This is a genomic window from Pedobacter gandavensis, from assembly GCF_032677645.1.
Taxonomy (GTDB): domain Bacteria; phylum Bacteroidota; class Bacteroidia; order Sphingobacteriales; family Sphingobacteriaceae; genus Pedobacter; species Pedobacter gandavensis_A.
Map to the genome: position 1 here is coordinate 152,799 of NZ_JAVTSB010000014.1, position 21,063 is coordinate 173,861.

General features: G+C 42.2%; 14 protein-coding genes. 8 read left to right on the forward strand and 6 right to left on the reverse strand.

Annotated elements, in window-relative coordinates:
• Nucleotides 1-42: 42 nt before the first annotated feature.
• The gene (locus R2Q66_RS21685) at nucleotides 43-1,851 is read right to left on the reverse strand and encodes a response regulator (RefSeq protein ID WP_316753173.1); all 1,809 of its coding nucleotides are present in this window, start codon (nucleotides 1,849-1,851) and stop codon (nucleotides 43-45) included.
• A gap of 191 nt (nucleotides 1,852-2,042) precedes the next feature.
• Between R2Q66_RS21685 and R2Q66_RS21690 the strand changes: the two genes are divergently transcribed.
• Nucleotides 2,043-4,973, forward strand: a complete 2,931-nt coding sequence (locus R2Q66_RS21690) for a glycoside hydrolase family 2 TIM barrel-domain containing protein (protein ID WP_316753174.1) — start codon at nucleotides 2,043-2,045, stop codon at nucleotides 4,971-4,973.
• Between the two features lie 106 nt (nucleotides 4,974-5,079).
• On the opposite strand, the gene R2Q66_RS21695 is transcribed toward R2Q66_RS21690, so the two are convergent.
• Genes R2Q66_RS21695 through R2Q66_RS21705 form a run of 3 tightly spaced genes read right to left on the reverse strand, consistent with a single transcriptional unit; the run spans nucleotide 5,080 to nucleotide 10,670 of the window.
• Nucleotides 5,080-5,628, reverse strand: a complete 549-nt coding sequence (locus R2Q66_RS21695; protein WP_316753176.1) for a DUF5018-related domain-containing protein — start codon at nucleotides 5,626-5,628, stop codon at nucleotides 5,080-5,082.
• 15 nt (nucleotides 5,629-5,643) lie between these two features.
• Nucleotides 5,644-7,512, reverse strand: a complete 1,869-nt coding sequence (locus R2Q66_RS21700) for a RagB/SusD family nutrient uptake outer membrane protein (RefSeq protein WP_316753178.1) — start codon at nucleotides 7,510-7,512, stop codon at nucleotides 5,644-5,646.
• A gap of 11 nt (nucleotides 7,513-7,523) precedes the next feature.
• A complete protein-coding gene (locus tag R2Q66_RS21705) occupies nucleotides 7,524-10,670 on the reverse strand; it encodes a SusC/RagA family TonB-linked outer membrane protein (RefSeq protein ID WP_316753180.1) in 3,147 nt (1,048 codons plus the stop codon).
• Nucleotides 10,671-11,019: 349 nt separating this feature from the next.
• Between R2Q66_RS21705 and R2Q66_RS21710 the strand changes: the two genes are divergently transcribed.
• Nucleotides 11,020-11,907, forward strand: coding sequence for an AraC family transcriptional regulator (locus R2Q66_RS21710; RefSeq protein WP_316753182.1), 888 nt, complete (start codon nucleotides 11,020-11,022; stop codon nucleotides 11,905-11,907).
• A gap of 52 nt (nucleotides 11,908-11,959) precedes the next feature.
• Here the strand turns inward: R2Q66_RS21710 and R2Q66_RS21715 are convergent, their stop codons facing one another.
• Nucleotides 11,960-12,676 (reverse strand): LytTR family DNA-binding domain-containing protein, encoded by a 717-nt coding sequence (locus R2Q66_RS21715; RefSeq protein ID WP_316753184.1) that lies wholly within the window; start codon nucleotides 12,674-12,676, stop codon nucleotides 11,960-11,962.
• Nucleotides 12,673-13,749 carry a sensor histidine kinase gene (locus R2Q66_RS21720; protein WP_316753186.1) on the reverse strand — a complete coding sequence of 359 codons (1,077 nt, stop codon included), beginning with the start codon at nucleotides 13,747-13,749 and terminating at the stop codon, nucleotides 12,673-12,675. The genes R2Q66_RS21715 and R2Q66_RS21720 overlap by 4 nt, the downstream gene beginning before the upstream one ends.
• Before the next feature lie 233 nt (nucleotides 13,750-13,982).
• Here R2Q66_RS21720 and R2Q66_RS21725 point away from each other — a divergent pair, with 233 nt between their 5' ends.
• The 6 genes from R2Q66_RS21725 to lepB all read left to right on the forward strand — a co-directional run bounded on the left by R2Q66_RS21725 (nucleotide 13,983) and on the right by lepB (nucleotide 20,976).
• Nucleotides 13,983-14,429: a hypothetical protein gene (locus tag R2Q66_RS21725; RefSeq protein ID WP_316753188.1), complete on the forward strand. Its 447-nt coding sequence runs from the start codon at nucleotides 13,983-13,985 to the stop codon at nucleotides 14,427-14,429.
• A 4-nt stretch (nucleotides 14,430-14,433) separates the two neighbouring features.
• Nucleotides 14,434-15,399: a DUF6268 family outer membrane beta-barrel protein gene (locus tag R2Q66_RS21730; RefSeq protein ID WP_316753190.1), complete on the forward strand. Its 966-nt coding sequence runs from the start codon at nucleotides 14,434-14,436 to the stop codon at nucleotides 15,397-15,399.
• A gap of 8 nt (nucleotides 15,400-15,407) precedes the next feature.
• Nucleotides 15,408-15,635 (forward strand): hypothetical protein, encoded by a 228-nt coding sequence (locus R2Q66_RS21735; protein ID WP_316753192.1) that lies wholly within the window; start codon nucleotides 15,408-15,410, stop codon nucleotides 15,633-15,635.
• 125 nt (nucleotides 15,636-15,760) lie between these two features.
• Complete coding sequence (locus R2Q66_RS21740; RefSeq protein WP_316753193.1) at nucleotides 15,761-17,242, forward strand: alpha-L-fucosidase; 1,482 nt, start codon at nucleotides 15,761-15,763, stop codon at nucleotides 17,240-17,242.
• A 50-nt stretch (nucleotides 17,243-17,292) separates the two neighbouring features.
• On the forward strand, nucleotides 17,293-19,617 hold the full coding sequence (locus R2Q66_RS21745; protein WP_316753195.1) for a beta-galactosidase: 2,325 nt from the start codon (nucleotides 17,293-17,295) through the stop codon (nucleotides 19,615-19,617).
• A 171-nt stretch (nucleotides 19,618-19,788) separates the two neighbouring features.
• Nucleotides 19,789-20,976, forward strand: coding sequence for a signal peptidase I (lepB, locus tag R2Q66_RS21750; protein WP_316753197.1), 1,188 nt, complete (start codon nucleotides 19,789-19,791; stop codon nucleotides 20,974-20,976).
• Nucleotides 20,977-21,063 lie beyond the last annotated feature (87 nt).

Genomic DNA, 21,063 nt, shown 5'->3' on the forward strand with positions numbered 1-21,063 from the left:
TTATACCTCGGAAGGCTCAGATCATACCCGGGAAACCTCAGATTATAAGCTGGAAGCCGCAGATTTCTCCCGGGTTAGTTTTCTCAGTTTTTGAAAAAGATCATTTGGATCAAATGGTTTAGACAGGTAGTCATTCATGCCTGATTCCTTCACTTTCAAGGCCACACTGTTGTTCACATCCGCTGTTAATGCAATAATTGGCAGCCCTGATTTAGCCGGATCGCTAAGTTTACGTATCGCCCCGGCAGTCTCATAACCATCCATTTCCGGCATGTAAAGGTCCATCAAAATGATGTCGAAATCGTTTTCTACCACCTTTTGCAAGGCAATTTTTCCATTTGCGGCGATCACAGGTTTAATGTTCCATTGCTCCAGTGTCTTTTTAATCACGAGCACATTAATCGGGTTGTCTTCCGCAACTAATACCTTCAAGTCCGCCAGTTCTTTTCCATTATTATTCAATTGATGTGAATTCTCCGCGTTAGACTGTTGGTATGGAAATTCAATTACAAAATGGAACATGGATCCTACCCCCGGCATACTCATCAGTTTAATTGTACTATTGTACATCATTAATACCTTTTTCACAATGGGAAGACCGAGTCCGGTGCCACCATAATTTCTGCTGGTACTGCTGGAGGCCTGAGTAAAAGGTTCAAAAATGTCCTGTTGTTTCTCGGTTGCAATGCCAATACCGGAATCGGTGACTGCAAAACTCAGACTGAGGTGATCCTCATTTATGCTTACCGTATGTACACCCAAAGCAACCGATCCGCGTTCGGTAAATTTAATGGCATTATTCAGCAGGTTCAATAACACCTGCGTTAAGCGCGTAGGGTCGCCAATGATCATCTTATTTTTTAAATCCTTCGTGACCTCAAGCTGGAGATCCAGCATCTTTTCCCGGGCTTTCAGCTGTACGATGGAATTGATGTTTTTCAGGAGTATAGCCATGTCGAAGGGGATATGCTCCAGCTCTACTTTATTAGACTCAAACTTGTTGAAATCAAGCACATCATTAATCAGTAGCAATAGGTTTTCCGCAGAGAATTTCAGCACGGCAAGGTTTTCTGTCTGATCTTTACGTGGATTTTGAAGCAATAAAGCATTCGAAATCCCGATTACCCCGTTTAATGGCGTCCGTAATTCATGAGACATGGTCGATAAGAAATCCATTCTCGCATTGGAAGTGCTTTGAAGATCCTCCAAAGTGGTCCTTAACTTTTCATTGAGTTCTTTAAGTTCGTTTTTGGTCGTCGTCAGTTTGTTGAAATTATGGGTAAATACCTTGAAAAAATAGTAATGCAGGTAGATAATCCATAGGAAATTATAAGAGATCACAAAAAGGTAAATCTGCTGACTCACCATATACGGTCCGGCACCTAAGTAGAAATAATTCTGACTGTCGCTGGCGGTGTAAAACAATACGGGTATCACATTGGTTGCTGCGTAAAACCAACCCCATTTTAAGCCATGCATATAAAAGCCCAGTGCGCAGGCAAACCAGATCAGTTGTAGCGTTGCTACATTAATGTTATGCACATAATAGAACAGATTGCTCCATACCGCCAGTGTAAGGCTACAGAGTACAAGGTGTGAAGCCGTTTTCCATACCTTGAAGAAGTAAATCGCCGCTAGTAAGAGGAGGCAGGAACTAAAAATGATAGCTACCCGGATCAGGTGTTGCGTTTCTCCACCAAAAATATAGGCCACAATTAAAATAGCCGAATAGGGTACATATAGAATCAGGATGTATAAAAGCAGTTTAATACGTGCCTGATCAATCGCATCAGGTTCAACTGAGGCGATTCCATGAACAAATTTTTCAAGCGGTTTGTATAAATGGATCATAATATTCTTTAAAGTTATAAAAATGAATGAGTTCTTCCCATGCTTAACTCAATTCTATAGAAATGATAAAAAAGGTTTAGTGGCAGATAAATGAGGTGTAGCATAATTCCCGTAAATTGTGGAATTTTGATGCCTGGTAATTCCAGCCTTAACCGCATAGCATGATCGTATTCGATTCGTAAAACAAACAAATGAAGAATTTTCAAAAGATAGTTTTGTGCTGCCTGCTCTTTGCAGGAAACAATTCTATAGCACAAATGCAAAGTAGCAATTCGCTACAGACCGCTCAAAAAAACAATGCACCTGGCCGTTTATCGCCATTTCCGGCAGATCCGGCGTTAAAAATGTCCCTCAATGGCGCCTGGCAGTTTTCCGAAAATATAGACAAACCTGCAGGGAAACCGATCCAGGTTCCCGGCGAATGGGTGATGCAGGGATTTACTGTAAATACAGGAGAAACCGCCATTTACAGCAAAACTTTTCTGCTACCCAACTGGAAGGATAAACGCATCAAGCTGAAATTTGATGGTGTAAGTTCTCATGCAGTAGTCAAAATTAACGGCCATAAAGTAGCTGAACATGAGGGCAGTTTTGTCCCTTTTGAAGCCGACGTAACTAACTTTTTACAACCAGGGCAGAACCTTTTGGAAGTAGAAGTGCAGGCTTTAACGGTGAGTGATTTTCTGGCTTGTACTTCTCAGTATGCCGCGCATACAGTAGGAGGGATTCTTAGAAAGGTAACCTTATTTGCCCTGCCCGAAACCAATATTGCAGACCTGAGTGTAGTCACCACTTTCGATAAACAATATAAAAACGCGACGCTACAGCTTAAAACAAAGCTGAGTAATGAGTCAAAAAACAGCAGCAAAGCTGCCATACAGTATATATTAAAGGATCAGACAGGTAAAGTGGTTTTAAACAAAACCATCGCTATGGATCAGGCGCTTAGTCCGGGAGCATCTTTACTGTCTTCGCAAAGTTTTGCGGTAAACAACCCCAGACAATGGAATACCGAGCATCCTTACCTATATGATTTAACTACAGAACTGCTGATAGAGGGTAAGCCAGTACAGCTAAACCATCAGAAAGTAGGGTTCAGACAAGTGGAAGTCAGGGGAAATGAGCTTTTAGTAAACGGACATCCGGTGAAGTTAAGAGGCGTAAACCGACATTCTATACACCCTTTAACCGGTAGGGCCATCAGTCCTGACCTGGAGATCAAAGATGCGGAACTCTTCAAACAAGGCAATTGCAATTTTATCAGAACTTCTCATTATCCACCTTCAGAAGAGTTTCTGGAAGCGGCAGACCGGATCGGACTTTTCGTAGAAAACGAATCTTCAATCACCTGGATCCAGCATTCGGCCTCGCCAATCTGGGGACTATGGGATTATAAGGATGAAAAATTCCTGCCTTATATGCTTGCCGCAAACCTGGAGAAAATGCAGGCTGCAAAAAACAACCCTTCCGTGATTATCTGGTCATTGGGCAATGAATCGTATTGGAGCCCATTGTGGCAGAAAGTTCAGGATGAAGCCAAAGCATTTGATCCGACACGACCAACAGCCTTCCATGATCAAACCTGGGGTGGTTACAACAACGGAGGCAGCAAGGCCGATGTCGCTAATTTTCATTATCCTGGCATAGATGGCGCAGCAGCAACTGATACCATGAAGCGCCCCACTATTTTTGGCGAATATGCCCACCTGAGTACTTACAACAGGAGGGAACTACTCACAGATCCTGGGGTAAGGAGCGCTTTCGGCCTTCCTATGGTTAAAATGTACGATACGATGTACCACCATAAAGGGAGTCTGGGCGGTGCCATCTGGAGCGGAATCGACGATACTTTCCATTTGCCAGACGGCAGGATTCTTGGTTATGGGCCATGGGGGCCGATAGACGGTTGGCGCAGACCGAAACCAGAATATTGGGCCATGAAAAAAGCCTATTCACCAGTGGTGATCAAAAACTTAAAAGGCCTCAAAATCACCAATAATCAATTGATACTTGAGGTAGAAAACCGCTATGATTTTATCCCATTGTCGGAACTTACCATTACTTATAAAACCAATAATGCTTCGGGAACCATTAAATCATCGATAGGTCCGCGTCAAAAAGGACAATTGAAAATCCCCGTAAATGCAGGAACCGGGGAAGTTTACCTGAGTTTTCAGGAAGCTTCCGGCTTTGTTTCCAGCGAAGAACGCATCATCCTGAAAGCAGAAAAACCAGAAGTCTATCAGTCGCTTGCCCGGCTTTCCCTAAAGGAGAGTCCTGCGGCTTATTTCATCCAACAGGGTGAAAACAGGTTTACAATCGATAAAAGAACAGGCATCATTTCCGGCGCAGAAAACCAGGGCGCCAGAATCCTGACACAAGGGCCCGTATTTTGCCTGGTACCAATGAACAGCGAAGACGGTGGGAAACCTAACGTTGCCGGAGATACCTATCAGAACAATATTTACCCGATAAAAAACTACCCTTTAATCACCCTGTTTGTGAAAAACCTGAGCGTTCAGGAAAGTCAGGATAGTATCCTCCTGAAGATGGAAACTACTTATTCCAATGCAAACGGCACGCTGAAATATGTGTTCTTAAAGAACGGAAATGTAAAGGTCGATTATACCCTTAAGACTAGTGATAGGGCGGCTTTCAGTCCCTACCAGTATGGGATGTTGTTTCAGTTGCCAACTGATTTTGACCAGCTGAACTGGAAAAGACGCGGCGACTTCTCCGTCTACGCTCCGGAAGATATTTCGAGGGATGCCGGAACTGCAAAGCTCAATGCCAAATGGTTACCTGCGGTAGAAGAATTTGGGAAACCAACTGCGGCACATTGGAAAGATGATGCCAATGAAATGGGCTCCAATGATTTCCGCTCTACCAAACAGCACATCATTTCTGCGGAACTCCGCAATAAAGACAACAAAGGGATTAAGGTGCTATCCAATGAAAAACAGTCTTCGAGAAGCTGGTTGCAGGATAGCCGGATTCAGTTCCTGATCGCTGATTACAGTAACGGTGGTTCTGAACGCTTTTATGGCTCCCCGTTCAGCGATAACCGGATCAATATTAAAGATAAAGAATTGAAAGGAAGTGTGACTTTCAGACTGCGTTAATGCGCTAAATATAGATTGATACCTATGAAAAATGGCCTGATCCTTTAAGAAGGATACAGGCCATTTTTAGGTTTAAAAACTAATGGAGAACGAATGAGTAAGTTTATTAAAACCCTGGGATGGTTTTGATGAAGTAATTTTTGGTCGATCCATCAGCTGCTTTCACCTGATACACATGATCTTTTGAAAAGTCTCCCGGACTGCCTAATTTAGGCGCATCCGCTATAGGAATAATCGTGGCTACATCTGAAACCGTCACATACACCCATAATCTACTCAATTGACTTTTCCTGATCTGCTTATCAAATTCAGCAAACAACATGGCCTTAGTCACGGAGCCCGTAGGCCCCGCTTTTAAGACTGAATTGATATCATAAGACAGCGTGGTGGTAAAGCCATCCAGGTCATTCTCTTTGGTACTGACTACATTCTTTTTAAACAACACCTCACAAACACGATCGGGTACAATCTCTTGTTTTGTCGTTCCTTTTTGAATGGTATCCGTGTACAAAAACCGATAGGTATAATCTACAGAAGTCATTGCTTTTTGATTGGAGTTTTGTAACTCATCTAATCCTTGTTTTAAACAACCAGACATGGAACACATTAATCCAATGGCTGCGACACTAAACAGTGGTTTTATTATATTTTTCATTGCTATATTTTAGAGTTAATCCCAACCCGGGTTCTGTTTTACACCAGATTGTAAACGGAAAGCTTCATTAATCGGAATCAGGTAACGCTTAGGCGTAAACCGTGCTTCTCCAACCGAATTGTTGTCCTGGAAAAAGGAATAAGTCTTCCCGTCTCTGGAAATCCGGATGCCACGTAAGGAGCCCTGTAATTCCGGAATCACATAACCGTTCGTCGCGTATTCGCCATTTTTTACCCCACCGGAAGTTCTCATTCCCCAGCGTAAAAGAGACCAGTACGCATCATTGTTTTCATAAACCATTTCCACATTTCTTTCTCGTTTGTAGGCTTCAAATAAAGACGTTCCCCAGGTGTTGCCGGTTAGTGCGGCTAAATAACCCGTTACTTTACTTTCGTCGAAACCGGCATGTTTTACCATGGTTGGCGTCATGTAGGCCTTCGCATTTGCGAAATCACCTTTCATCAGGTAAGCCTCAGCCATGTTCAGATAAGCCTCCCCATACCTGAAAACAGAATAGGAATAGTCTAATTTCTGATCACCGGGGTTTGGTAAACTAATGATATGATCGTATTGGTATTTGATCATCGCATAACCGGTAGAAGAGTTGTAATTCTCCGTATTTCCTGCTTTGTAACCATATTCTTCTACAGAACCTTCATTGATTTTACTGTTGGCATTACTCACATTTCCATCTCTTCTAAAGAATACACGGGCCTGATTGTTGAAATACATACAGCTATCGTATAAAATGGTAGAGTAAAACCTTAAATCTCTTTTCTTAGTGCTGCTGAAATACATTTTCTCGTCTACATTTTTACCGGTACTTACATAAGAAGCATCCATCCATGGCTTGATGCTACCGTCCACATCCTTCACTAGATAGTCGTCTACCAAGTCTTGTGTTGGCCAGGAACCACCGTCCATTCCCCAGAAATTCATGGTTACATTGATCGGGAAATGTTCTTTCGCATAGGCGGAATAATTACCATTTGCCCATAATCCCTGGTACTGAATCGGGGTGTCATGAAGTGAGCTATTGATCTTAGAACGTTCTCTGGAAAGGATGATTTCCGGTGCAGCAATTGCCGTTTCATAAGCCCTGAACATATTAGCATAAGGGCTCAGTTGAGAACCTGAGGCGTTTAATCCTAAGGCAGTTCCAGCGGCAATCGTCTTGTCGTAATACACACTATTGGTGCTGCCACCATCCACATAAGCTGCTGCCTGTACACCAACACGCATCAACAGCGCATAAGCTGCCGCAGTAGAAGCCCTGCCTCTTTCTGCAGTAGGGGGTAGCGCCTGACTGGCAATATCCAGATCCGAAAGGATAAAATCGTAAGTCTCTTTGATCGATTTTCTTGGGATCTGTAAGTCCTCTGTCGGACTCAATTCCCTGTCAATGATCTGTAAACCACCATACAATTTGGCATAGATGAAATAATGAGAAGCCCTTAAAAAGTGCAGCTCGCCCAGGGAACGTTTTTTATACGCCTCAGAAAACAGGGTGCTTTCCTGAATCTTTTTCATGGCCGTATGGATTCTCCAGAGTAAATTATAATTCAACCATTTATAATCATCATTTTTCGTCATCAGTTCTGCACGGTCTTTAGACCAGAAGGGGCCGTTCAATGTCCCCGTCATCGCATTTTTAGTAGAACTTTCTGCACGTGCAGAATTTGGACTCGCATAAGCCGCCAACCAGGAATCACTACTCAACACGTCCGCATAGATCTGGTAGATAAATGCCGTTGTCAGGTTCTCACTAGTCCAGGTTTGGTCTGCGGTTATTTTATCGTATGGTTTTGTATCTAAGAACTTTTTACAAGAGACCAGACAAAAGGACAATATGCCCAGAACTCCTATTAATTTATATATTTTCATTTTCATATCATTTAGAAACCTAATTGAAAACCTGCGGAATAAGTCTTCATCATTGGATAAGAATAACCTTCAAAATTTACTCCGTCTTTGCCAGACTCAGGGTCGCCATATTTTACGGATGGGCCAACGGCAAATAGGTTTACACCAGAAGCAAAAACTGTCAGGTTGCGCAACCAGTTCTGTTTATTCAGCAGGGCATGCTTAAAGTCGTAGGAAAGCGTAACCGATTTTAATCGTACATAATTCGACTTACGTGCCCAGAAGTCTGAGGAAGCATAATTGTTATTGTCGTTTAAGGTCAGATTACCCGGTCTTGGTAAATTGGCATTCTGATTATCCGGCGACCAGCTGTTGTTCTGGAAAGCAAAGTCTAACCTTCTTTCGCCCTCTGCGCCCTGAGATACATTACTCATATAGGTCTGTCTGGCACCGGTTCCCTGAATGGTAGCCTGGATAGACGCACCTTTGTAGGTAGCGCCAAGGTCAAAGCCAAACACAAAAGTCGGACTGGTATTGTGGCCGAATCTTGCTTGATCCTGTCCATCAATTTTCCCGTCATTGTTCACATCCTGGTACTGTAAATCGCCAGGTCTCAGGTCTCTCGAAGTAAGACGTTTAGGGCTGTTCAGAATGTCCATCGGATTGCTGTAGAATTTAGCGCCGATATAGCCTGTGCCCACGTAAAACTTCTCATTTCCTTGTTCTCTAAGGCGGGGATTAGCCAGGGTTAAACTATCTTCATTGGTTCTGAAAGCCAGAGATCTGTAATACGTGAAGTTGAAACCCACATTAAAATTCACTTTCCCTATTTTTGCATTGTATTTCAGCGCACCATCAAAACCTTCGATTCTATCCTCCGCTTCAGACACCACTAAAGGCAGTTCATAGCCAATAGGATCTACATAACGGAATTTTTCAGGAGATAAAAATCCTTTTGTCGTTTCGAAGAAATAATCTACCGTACCTTCCAGGCGGTTGCCAAAAAGGAAGAAATCAAGCCCGATGTCGTATTTGGTCTGATCATACCAGGTCATATTTAAGCTGGGAGTAGGCCCTGGGGTAATACTGTTTTGTAGTTTCCCATCCACTACATAAGCATTGGAATTGTAATTATATGTTGGCAAATAGGCATAGATCGAGTGTTCGATTTTGTTGACCCCAATCTGTCCATAAGAACCCCTCAGTTTCAGGTAATTCAAGATGTTGCCATCTTTGATACCCCCAAAGAATTTCTCCTCAGAGATCGCCCATCCGGCAGATACCGAAGGGAAAAATCCCCATCTTTTGCCTTCCGGAAAATTGTCCGATCCATCATAACGGCCGGCAAATTCTACCATATACTTGCGGTCATAATCATAATGAAAACGTCCTACATAGCCCATCCAGGCTTGCATACCTTCGTTGTTCCATCCCGTTATAGTACTTGCATCTCCTTTTTGTATCTGATGAATTTCTGTGGTATTGAAACCTCTGGACCCGGAAGAGATGGAGTCACCATACAGGTGTTGCCTGGTATGTACCAACGTAGCCTCTATATTGTGTTTGCCCAAAATTGTCTTTTTGTAATCTGCCCTAACATTGACATCATAGCGGTTCACCATGTGTGAGGAACGGGCAATGCTAATGTTGGATGGATCTTCTTTGGTGGCATTCCCCGCTTCATCGTAAAAGGTAGCTGTTTGTGTCCATGCGGCACTGTTTTGGGACTGAGAATTGTAATTTCCGCTAAAGCCAAAACTCAGGCCTTCCACACCCGGAACTACCCAGTTTAAGGCACCTGCCACCTGGTTATAAACCGTTCTGATTTTCACATATCCCGGACTCATTAATTGTAATGCCGGATTGTCGAACTGACTGGAAACCTGACCACTGGAAGTAAATGGTTTCTCGAAAGGATTCCGGTCTCTGATACGCGAGTAAATGGTGTAAGCATTGGCAGGAGGGTATTTCTCATCGGTCTGCGTCCCGTTTACATTCAATTCTACCGTTAATCCGATTTTATCAAAAGTACCGCTTACATTAGAACGATAGTTGTATCTATTGTAGTTCAGGGAGTTATATTTCATGATTCCCTCTTGTCCTAAAGCATTTAAACTCCCAAAGAACTTTAAGCGATCTGAACCACCACTTACAGAAACGGTATGCTCTTGTTGTGGGGCATATTTGCGGAGTAAGGCATCTTCCCAATTGGTATAACTGGATAGATTCTGACTGATGTCCTGCATTTCTTCCGGAGTTTTAAACGCGTTAAGGCCTTGTCCCAATGATTGGTAGAGCTTGTTGACCGCATCTGCATACTGATAGGCATCCATGCGTTTCACAGGATATGAAGGGGTATTGAAACCAAAATTGTTTTGATAATCAAAGCTCAGTTGTCCTGATTCCCCTTTTTTGGTGGTCACCACAATAACCCCGTTTCCGGCATTCATCCCGTAAACGGCGGTAGAAGCGGCATCTTTCAGGACACTCAGGGTTTTGATATCCGTTTTATTTAAGGATAGAAAACGACTGCGCTCCGAGACAAAGCCGTCAATAATGTATAAAGGTTCCCCATTTCCACGAATGGAAATACTGGCCCCGTTTTGTCCGGGCTCCGCAGAACCTTGTTGTACAATAACGCCGGGCACTCTACCCTGTAAGGCAGAACCCATATCTCCAAAAGGTAAGTCTTTCAGGGTTTTAGGGTTTAGAGTGGCCACAGAAGTAGTGTTTTTCCGGATACTGGTGGTACCAAATCCAACCACCATGACTTCTTCCAGTGGTTTAGAATCAATCTCTAAGTTTACCTGGAGATCTTTCTCATTTTTAGTCACGGTTACCTCTTTGTTCAGATGGGTAATATGACCGATACGTAATATGGTATTTATCGGCACGGCGATGGTAAAATGACCGTTTGCATCGGTCACCGTGGCTCTTTTCGGGTTTTTCTTATCTACAATACTCGCACCGGGAAGGGGAAGCTTATCGCTGTCTAATACTGTTCCTTTGATGGTAATTAAAGAGTCGGTTTGAAAAATTGCAGGGAGTAAAGGAATGGCCTCCACAGCCGGTAAATGCTCCGCTCCGAGCACAGTTGTTCCAGGAAAGAAAGCCAATAACATGGAAAAAACAGTCATTAGCCCTATCCCTGTGATAGTTTTATTGCTGTTTACTTTCATGGCTTCATTTTAAATAGGTAATCGGTTTTTGTGTTCATACAATGGTTGTTTGGTTTTAGGATAGTCTTTTCATTAAGCATAAGGCCTATGGCTCAATGGTTTCTCTTGTAAGTCTGGAATGAGCTGATCGGCTATGCGAATGCAAGCCGTTTTTATAGCTGGTTTTAAATCTGTTGATCAGACAGAATTTTGTAGTAAGACTTACATCTTGACTTTGGGTAAATATAGCGGGGAGCTCGAACTACTTTCTAAAAGTTAAAATGCAAATACCTAAACTATCTTACCATGATGGTTTTAGTTAGGGTTGAAATGTTTAGGTTCGCATCTTTTTTAAATCTAACATCTGCCAATGAAACCAGAATTAATTGAGGTCAACCATGCAGGGGGTAAGACCCTGAAGGTTAAACGACTGGAGACCAATAGCTTGATTTCCTCTTTTCATTTTCATGATTTATGTGAGCTGGTCTGGATAGAGAAAAGCTATGGAAAGCGGATCGTAGGGGATCATATCGGTAATTTCGAAGACCATGACCTGGTGTTAATGGGCCCGGATTTGCCACATATCTGGCAAAGTGATAAAGCTTTTTTACTAGAGGAAAAGAATAAAGTAAAGTCCACGGTAGTGTATTTTCCACCGGATTTTCTGCTGGGATTAACCGATGATCAGAATACCTTAAATCAAGTAGATGAGCTGATTAGAAAGGCAGGGAGGGGCTTGAGGTTTTATGGGAAAACAAATCAGGAAGTCACCAGAATCCTGATCAAGTTGCCGCAGAAGAAAGGAATTGATAAGATTGTGGCTTTTCTTCGTATTATTGAAATTCTATCGGAATCCAATGAGTACGAATACCTGGCAAGTCTTGCTTTTAAGAACCCTTATGATGAAAAAGATACCAACCGGATCAATAAGGTGTACCAGTATCTAATGGAAAATTTTCAACGCGATATCAATTTAAAAGAAGTGGCAGATTTATGTAACCTGACCACAAATTCCTTTTGCAGGTTTTTTAAAGATAGGTCGCAAAAATCACTGACCCAGTTTGTTAACGAAATCCGGATTGGTCATTCCTGTAAGCTGCTTCAAAATGTAGAATTCTCGATATCAGAAGTCTGCTATGCCAGCGGATACAATAACCTCACCAATTTCAATAAGTTTTTCAAGCAGATTACGGGTATGAAGCCCTCCGAATACCGGAAGGATTTAATGGACAGCTTAAAAGGCCGGAAAGCGTCATGAGCTAGCCGGATTTCTGAGCTGCCGGTTCAGAATGCTGCGCATAGGATTGCGGTTACAGCAAATGAGTACCCCCGGCATATTTCTCAAAGAAATCGTTCTTAAAGACCTCCCCAATAGGGATTTCCGCGTCGTCAATGTAAATCGTATGGTTGTCAAAAGAAGCGATAAAGTTCAGATTGACGACATACGATTTACTTACCCTCAGGAAAATATCAGCTGGAATCTTTTGATGGATGTTTTTCAGATTCATGGCGGTAATCAGCTTCTGCGTCTGCGTATAAATGACCACATAATCTTTGAGCCCCTCAATAAACCGGATTTCGTTAAAGCGTATTTTGTAGTATCTCCGTTCTGATTTAATCATCAAAAAGTCAGCAGTACTACCTTCAAAGGTGCTTTTTGTGCTTTCCGAGAGCAGGTTCTTATAGGCCATAGCCTTGCTGATTGCTTTTTCCAGTCGATGGTTATCAATCGGTTTTAGCAGGTAATCTATCGCATCCAGCTCATAGCTTTTTAAGGCGTATTGCGCATAAGCGGTGGTAAAAATGATTAAGGTTTGTCCGGAAATCTGCGCGGCAAACTCCAGTCCACTCACCTTCGGCATCTCAATGTCCAGGAAAATCAGGTCTACGGTATTGGTTTTCAGAAATTCTAAGGCAGACAGTGCATTTGAAAAAACACCAGTCACTTCCAGGGAAGACAGTTCCCTGATCATGATCTGCAATTCTGCCCGGGCTAAGGGCTCATCATCTACTATGATACAATTCATACTGGAATAATTAGGTGGACTGAATACTCCGTATCAGTCGATTTAAGGTCAAGGATATAGTCCTGCTGGTACAAAAGTTCTAACCTTCTTTTGATATTAATGAGGCCTAAGCCGCTATATTTCTCATCGGTAATTCCCGTATCTCCACTGGTAGAATTGCGACAGATGAAATGGAGTTTGTCCTCCAGAATAACGATTTTTAAGTGAATGTAAGCTTCCTTCCCACTGATGTCTACGCTATGTTTAACCGCGTTTTCTACAAAAGTAGTGAACAGATTTGGGGGGATAAACACGCTCCTGAAAAAGGATTCAGCGCTTTGGTCATCGATCTGAAAACTGAAGTTATCCCTCCTTATTTTTTCCAGATTCAGGAAGTTGGAAATGAAATTGATTTCGGACGTTAAAGCCGTTTTCTTCTCATTGTTTTCATAGAGCTGATACCTTAAAAATTCGGATAATTTGATGATCACGATCGACGCTTTTTCGGGGTCAGTTCTGATGAGTGCCTTCACATTATTCAGCATATTAAATAAGAAATGCGGATTAATCTGGTTCTTCAGTTCATTCAATTCCATATGAAGCGTTAACTCATTCAGCGCAGTAATCCGGTCATTATCCCTGATCCACCTTTGTAAAAGCTTGATGGTGGTGGTGAGCATAATAATTGGCACCGTAATCATTGCCCCTTCATAATAGTTTTTAGTTTGGTGATGATTTTCAGGGCTCCAGTGGATTCTGTGTGGCTCAATACTTTTTAATAGTTGTGCAGTAAAAGCCAGGCCGGTTAAAACCAGTAATACCACCAGGGCGAGGTAGAGTAAATACTTCGCTTTAAAGAAATACAGGGGCACCAATACGTACATGTTGACGTAGAACATCACAATGAAAACGAAGTAAATACAGGCCAGACGGTAATACTTGTAAATTCCGGTAAACTGGTCTGAAAAATCAGAATAATAAAACAGGACAAAAAGTCCAAGTAAAAGTCCTGCATGACGTAAAAACCGGTAACGGTCTTCCGATAGGAAATCTATAATCTGTCTGTTTTTAAGTTCCTGTGTTTGGCAATTCATTCAGCGGGGGTAAATGGAGTAAAGGTTTAAATTAAAACACCTTTACAAAAGTAAAGTATATCCCCTTGCCGGGGGGATAATTATACCAAACAGGCTGGTTTTTATATCAAATTTGATTTAAGTAGGACTTTGGTATAATAAGGAGCAGGTTTGGTATAATAAAATAATAGCAATCCATCTATTTTGTTGCTTTGCGGCTGATTAATTCAATCCGATGAGTTTAATCCAATCCTATGAGTGAGAAACAGTTTCAATTATTAGCCGAACAGGTTACAGATCGCCCCTGGCTGGGAGAAAGTCAGCAGGAAGATAAGATCATACAGATCGCCGATTTATGCCGTTTCATTTCCAGTTATAAGCCTTCCATTAACATTGAAGATGCCTTGAGCCATAAAATTAATGTGATCGAGGATGAGGGGGTAAGAAAGGGGGTGTTTTTCTTTGATACCAAAGCTTTAGCGCAATTGTCATTTGATTTCTCCTTGTTCAATTCTTCGGCTTTAGCCGCTTTTAAGGCCAAAACCTGTATCAGCGAATTATGGATCGTCTTTATCAAAGATCCACTGTGTAAGGGTGGGAATCCGTTTGCCGGTTTCATCGCGAATAGAAACATCAGCTCTTTTTATGATAAGATGTTCTGCTTCGACTTTTTCCAATCTACAATCCAGATCCTAAAATAAATATATGCCCGTTTTTAATAAAACTGCGCTCATTTTTAGCGTGTTAGTTCTGTCTGGTTTAGCCGGGTTTTCTCAAACCAGAGATAGTATTCCTGAAAAAATAAAGGCCTATGTTGCCGATAAATTTCCCATGGCCAGAGTGCTCAACCTGGAGTATAATACCGTTAGCCCGTACCGCTTCTCTTCGAAGTTTTTAGGAACAGCATTACCGGAAGGAAAGGTCGAAAACTTCTATCAGTTAAAAGCCAGTGCCAATATTAATTTCATCAGTAACAGAAAATGGACTTTAGGTACTATTGTTAACTATCGGTATGTCTCTGTAGGATTAGAAAATGAAAACAATAAGAGAGACTTTCAATATCATTCAGAATCACTTAATCTGACCCGATATGCAACGCTTTTTGGTAAGGTGGTCGTTTTTACAGCCAGTGCAATTGTGGATGGTAGCGAGCATGATTTTGAAAGAGTAAGGGGCGTGTTAACCGGTACCATCGTACTGAAAGCAACCCGACAGACGCAAATGGCAGTAGGCCTGATCGGCCTGATTGACCCCGGTGCAATTGTTCCGGTGGTTCCTTCCTTTAGTTATAAACACCAGTTTCGCAATGGCTGGTTAGCCGATGTGATTTTACCAAAGGGGCTGCTGCTGCGGAAAAATGTCTTTGCCAATGGCAGGTTCTCCATCGGCAGCGAATTGGAAAACACCTTTTTCTACCTGTATAACGTAGATAAAAGCGGTAAAACCTATAGCCTCAATCAGATGGAAATCAACTCCGGGTTAACCTACGAACATCACCTTGGTGGTTCATTTATAGCAACCGTTAAGTCCGGAATGAAAAATATGATCGAAGCTAAAGTCTTTGAAAAATCTGCAAGACAGAATGATTACATTTTTAAAGCAATTCCCGAAGCTTCGCTTTACTTTAATATAGGTCTGTCGTTTAATCCTTTTGGTCAAAAGAAAAAATAAGAAAACTCATGTGCGCTTCTAAAATGGTCAGTGTTTTTAAAACAAATGTGCAATGTCCTGAAAAGGCAGTCGCTGTTGTAGCCGGACTTTCAACCGAATATCCAGCCTTCAGAATCAACTTTGATCTGGAAGATTGCGACAATATCCTGAGAATAGAAGGGATCGGTATCCAGATCAACCGGATTATATCCAGCATGGAAAATCAGGGATGTTTTTGTGAAGAACTGCCCTATTAGCCCTGATTCAGTTCCTAACCCGGATTCTGGATAATACAGGTTTAGTTTTGGACAATCCGATACTAGTTATTCTTTATCAGGTTCGCTAATTTGGCGCAGAAATTTTAACGCCGGAACCAACCACCATGAGGAAATTGCAGATGATTAGTATAGCCCTGTTAGGGTTATGCGGTATAAGCACCGCCAGTGCTCAAACCAATATCGCTACCGCCCAAACTCACACCGCGCCTGCCAATCTGCAACAATTGCAATCCAACTTCGTCGATTTGCGTTTTGGGGCCATGTTACACTTCAATATGGGCACCTTTACTGATGAAGAATGGGCAAGCTCCAATCATGATCCTAAAAAATTTAACCCTACAAAACTAGACTGTAATCAATGGGCAAAGGCTTGTAAAGCTGCCGGCATGACTTACGGTATTCTGACCACCAAACACCATGATGGTTTTTGCCTATGGGATTCTAAATATACAGACTACGATGTCGCCAATAGTTCAGTTAAAAGGGATGTTGTAGCCGAATATGTAAAGGCTTTCCGCGATCAGGGACTTAAACCCTGCCTGTATTTTTCAATCTGGGACCGTCATAACGGCATTGAAAATGGCGGACTAAAAGAAGAAGAACTGGTGATGAACCAGCTGACCGAACTGCTAACCCAATATGGAGAGATCCCCTTAATCATCTTTGATGGCTGGAACTGGAAAATGGGCCACCGTCTGATCGATTTTCAAAAGATATATAACCACATCAAGAAACTACAACCCAACTGCCTGGTTGCCGAACACAATGGCAACAGTCCACTCCAAACCGATATTATCTATTACGAAGGACCCAAAGGCGTATATCCGCCGGGAAATAACAATTACCCTTCACAAATGGCATTGACACTGACCAATGGTTGGTTCTGGCATCCGGGAGCCGAAAAACAAGTTAAAAGTCTGGATTATATCCTCGATAAATTACAAAGAGTAGTTCCCTTATATTGCAACTTTATGGTCAATATCGGACCTAACCAGGAAGGGCTTTTTGATGAAGAAGTAGTCGCCAGACTTAAAGAGGTAGGGGCCAGCTACAAACCAGATTTAAGCCGCTTGCCCTTACCTAAACAAGCTGCAACCTTAACCACTTACCTCAGACCAAAAGGTATAACTGCCAGTGCCGGACAAGTGTTTATTGAGCCCGCAGGTGCGGCCAATGATGGTTCGCCGGTGGCCGAATTACTGAGTCAAAAAACGGCAGGTGTCATGATTGATGGCATCAGCGATATCGTAGGAGATTCTGGCGGATTTGCCGCATTCCAGACGTATTGGAAGTTCTCTGGCGCAAAAGATAATTTTCTTGTGCTTGATCTGGGTGTTCCTCAGGACATTAGTAAGTTCTATTACTTACCGGTTCAATTGAAAGGTTACAGTGGACTAATTACTAAATTTGAGCTCTTAGTTTCTGAAGACAATCAAAACTTCCGCCAGGTTAAAACCAACAACTGGAATAAAACATCCGACCTTAAAATTGCGGAATTTACGCCTGTAAAAGCGAGGTATCTTAAGCTAAAGATTTTATCAGCTGTAGATGAGCCCATGGTGAGCGAAGTTGGTGTAGGAAACTAGCGCAGAACCGGGGAAATAACACCCAAAATACCATTGATTTATAACACTAAATGAAACAACACTTTAAAAAACTAATTACCTTAATCGCTATTATCTGCTTAACCATCAGTGTAAAAGCCCAGAAAGCTGAAACCTTTGCAATAGGCCCGGATCATTTTGAACTCAACGGAAAGCCTTATGTGATCCGTTGCGGAGAAATGCACTTTGCCAGAATTCCTAAAGCCGAATGGCGCCCACGCTTAAAAATGGCAAAAGCAATGGGCCTCAATGCCGTTTGTGCCTATTTATTCTGGAATATGATTGAAAATCAACAAGACAAATACACCTGGACAGGTCAGGCAGATGCAAAAGCTTTCTGTAAAATCGCTCAGGAAGAAGGTCTGTATGTGATTTTAAGACCAGGTCCTTATGCCTGTGCTGAATGGGATTTTGGTGGCTTTCCATGGTGGTTGCTAAAAGATAAATCTATTCAGCTACGTACCCAACATCCTTACTATTTAGCAAGAAGTAAGAAATACCTGATGGAAGTTGGAAAGGAATTAGCGCCGCTTCAAATCTCTAAAGGAGGAAATATCTTAATGGTGCAGGTGGAGAACGAATACGGCAGTTACGGTAGTGATAAGGCCTATATGAACATCATCAAGAACAATTTACTGGAAGCCGGATTCACGGTTCCTTTGTTCCATTGCGACGGACCTTCTCAATTGAAAGCAGATCACCCGGATGGATTATTTGCCGTGGTCAACTTTGGCTCCGGACCGGAAGCAAATTTCAAAGCGCTAAGAGAAATACAGCCAACCGGACCACTCATGTGTGGCGAATATTATCCTGGCTGGTTTGATAGCTGGGGAAGGCCTCACCATAAAGGTGATACCAAAAGAATCGTGTCGGAGTTGAAATATATGCTAGATCAAAAAGCTTCATTCAGTATTTATATGGTTCATGGTGGAACTACTTTTGGCACCTATGCCGGTGCAAATGATCCGCCTTATCTGCCGCAAACCAGTAGCTACGATTATGATGCACCTATCGATGAAGCCGGAAATCCAACAGCGAAGTTCTACCAGATCAGGGAGTTATTTAGTCAGTATTTACAGGAAGGTGAGCAGCTGCCACCAATTCCTGCAGCAATTAAAATACAAGCGCTGGCACCTGTCAAGTTCAATTCCTTTGCCGCATTAACTCAGAATTTACCTAAACCGGTTTTAAGTGATACCACCTTGTTTATGGAGGATCTAAACCAGGATTTCGGTTCGGTATTGTACCGCGCTACGCTTCCGGCAGGCAGCAAATCTATATTGCAGTTTAAAGATATTCATGATTATGCCCTGGTTTATCTGGATGGTAAATTATTGGGTAGCCTGGACAGACGTAAAGCAAAATTCGGTATCGCTATCCCTGCAAGAACTAAGCCTGCACAGCTATCTGTATTGGTGGAAGCCACAGGGAGGGTTAATTATGCGGAGGCCATGCACGATAGAAAAGGAATCCATGGAAATGTGTACCTGATCGATGAGGACAATAACAAAACGGAAGTCCGCAACTGGAAAAACTATAGCTTAAGGATGGGTGATGTGACTATCCCGGTCAAATACCAACCTTATGCTAGTCAGAAAGCGCAGGCTGGATTTTATAAAGGGAAATTTACTGCGGATCAATTGCTGAATACTTATTTAGATTTAAGTAAATGGAATAAAGGTCTGGTCTGGGTAAATGGAAAGTGCTTAAGCCGTTTCTGGAACATCGGCCCAACACAAACCATGTTAGTACCGGGTAGCTGGCTTAAAAAAGGCGAAAACGAAGTGGTTGTTTTTGACCTGTATGGTGTTGCAAAACCGGACTTGACTTTCCTGGATCACCCGATATTGGATGAGGTCAAAGAACCGAAACCAGAAGTACATAAGAAAGCCGGTCAGGTATGGAATGCTGCTGATTTTAAGGTAAGCGCGGAAGGTTCATTTGATAATACTGATAAATGGCAGTCTGTTAAGTTTAGTCCTCAAAAGGCAAGGTATTTTGCCCTGGAAGCTTTATCCGGACAACAAGGTCAGCAATTTGCGGCTATCGCTGAAATCGTGCTTTTAGATGGAAAAGGAAAAGAAATCCCACGCAACAACTGGAAAGTCGTTTATGCAGATAGTGAGGAACTAAACGGAGACGACGGAAATGCGTCCAATGTTTTTGATTTACAGTTCACCAGCTTCTGGCATACCGCATGGCAAAAGCCAGCTAAAATGCCGCATCAGCTAGTCATTGATTTAGGTAAAGATTACACCCTTTCTGAAATGAGAGTTCTGCCAAGACAGGATGTAGACAATGGAAGGATCAAAGATTATAAGCTATATTTTTCTACCATACCATTTAAGAATTTATAGTTCATTTAAGATACACCTATGGTTAGGGTAGTACAGGGCCACAGATCAGTTCGCTGACTGTGGTCTCTGTTTTTTACAGGAATCCAAAACCTGTAACAATGGAAATGGTTTTTTCTCTAAAAAGCAGTACCCAGAAGGTATTGAACCAATAGACCTAACCGACCATTAGCCATGAACTGGAGAATCTTCCCTAAAAAACGCGCTGTAGATCAAAAGAAAAGTAAAAAGAGAGAATGGTTTGATGCGGTCCTCTTTGCGGTCATCGTGGCCACCTTAATCAGGGTGTTTTTTATCGAGGCCTATGTGATTCCCAGTGCTTCCATGGAGAAAACGCTTTTAATTGGCGATTACCTTTTTGTGAGTAAGGTTAATTACGGTGCAAGAGTTCCCATGACCCCCATTGCCTTTCCTTTTGCCCATCATACCATGCCCATTACTGAAACAAAAGCCTATTGGGATGGGGTACAATGGAAATATCGTCGCTTACCAGGCTTGTCGGATATCAAAAGAAATGACATCGTGGTTTTCAATTTGCCTGTAGGTGATACGGTCGCACTGGAAAACCAGGAACCAAGCTATTATAATCTAGTCCGCCAATTTGGTTGGAAAACAGTGAATAATCAGTATACCATTACCAGCAGACCCATCGATAAAAGAGAGAATATTATCAAAAGATGTATTGGGATGTCAGGAGATATCGTCAGCATGAAAGCAGGGCTGGTCAGCGTAAATGGTCAGCCGGAATCCTTAAAAAACACCGGACAAATGCCTTATAAAATCCAGGTTAAAACTACCGATATTAACTTTGAGGTGTTTAAAGACCTCGGCTTTGCCGTCAATGAAATGGAACAGGTAGATGCAACTACTTATATCGCCAATGCGACTTCGGAAATGATCGATAAATTGAAAGCATTAGATTTCATCAAGTCGGTTTCCTTAGCGGTAAAGCCAGAAACAATTGATGATGGCGATCTTTTTCCGCTGGATCCCAACCGTAAATGGAATGTAGATAATTTCGGACCGGTAAAAATCCCGGCAATGGGATGGACGGTTAAACTGGACAGCAACACCATGCCCTTATATTATCGGGCCATCAGAACCTACGAAGGAAACAAGGTAGAGCAGAAAGGAAATACCTGGTATATCAATGATCAACCGGCTACCAGTTACACTTTCAAAATGAATTACTACTGGATGATGGGGGATAACCGTCACAATTCTATAGATTCCAGATACTGGGGCTTTGTACCGGAAGATCATATCGTTGGTAAAGCACTTTTTATCTGGATGAGCTGGGATAAAGACGCTACATTTTTCCATAAAATCAGATGGAACAGGCTGTTGAAAGGGATTCATTAAGCTGCATCAACAACGTTTGCCAATAACGCATTAGGGAGGAGGTAAACTTGTACCTCCTCCCTTAATACATTTCAAAAATTTCAGTCC

Excerpts from the sequence above, each read along its gene's own strand:
- R2Q66_RS21685 (WP_316753173.1), bottom strand. The coding sequence starts at position 1,851 with ATGATCCATTTATACAAACCGCTTGAAAAATTTGTTCATGGAATCGCC.
- R2Q66_RS21710 (WP_316753182.1), top strand. The coding sequence starts at position 11,020 with ATGAAACCAGAATTAATTGAGGTCAACCATGCAGGGGGTAAGACCCTG.
- R2Q66_RS21715 (WP_316753184.1), bottom strand. The coding sequence starts at position 12,676 with ATGAATTGTATCATAGTAGATGATGAGCCCTTAGCCCGGGCAGAATTG.
- R2Q66_RS21705 (WP_316753180.1), bottom strand. The coding sequence starts at position 10,670 with ATGAAAGTAAACAGCAATAAAACTATCACAGGGATAGGGCTAATGACT.
- R2Q66_RS21690 (WP_316753174.1), top strand. The coding sequence starts at position 2,043 with ATGAAGAATTTTCAAAAGATAGTTTTGTGCTGCCTGCTCTTTGCAGGA.
- lepB (WP_316753197.1), top strand. The coding sequence starts at position 19,789 with ATGAACTGGAGAATCTTCCCTAAAAAACGCGCTGTAGATCAAAAGAAA.
- R2Q66_RS21735 (WP_316753192.1), top strand. The coding sequence starts at position 15,408 with ATGTGCGCTTCTAAAATGGTCAGTGTTTTTAAAACAAATGTGCAATGT.
- R2Q66_RS21740 (WP_316753193.1), top strand. The coding sequence starts at position 15,761 with ATGAGGAAATTGCAGATGATTAGTATAGCCCTGTTAGGGTTATGCGGT.
- R2Q66_RS21725 (WP_316753188.1), top strand. The coding sequence starts at position 13,983 with ATGAGTGAGAAACAGTTTCAATTATTAGCCGAACAGGTTACAGATCGC.
- R2Q66_RS21720 (WP_316753186.1), bottom strand. The coding sequence starts at position 13,749 with ATGAATTGCCAAACACAGGAACTTAAAAACAGACAGATTATAGATTTC.
- R2Q66_RS21695 (WP_316753176.1), bottom strand. The coding sequence starts at position 5,628 with ATGAAAAATATAATAAAACCACTGTTTAGTGTCGCAGCCATTGGATTA.
- R2Q66_RS21730 (WP_316753190.1), top strand. The coding sequence starts at position 14,434 with ATGCCCGTTTTTAATAAAACTGCGCTCATTTTTAGCGTGTTAGTTCTG.
- R2Q66_RS21745 (WP_316753195.1), top strand. The coding sequence starts at position 17,293 with ATGAAACAACACTTTAAAAAACTAATTACCTTAATCGCTATTATCTGC.
- R2Q66_RS21700 (WP_316753178.1), bottom strand. The coding sequence starts at position 7,512 with ATGAAAATATATAAATTAATAGGAGTTCTGGGCATATTGTCCTTTTGT.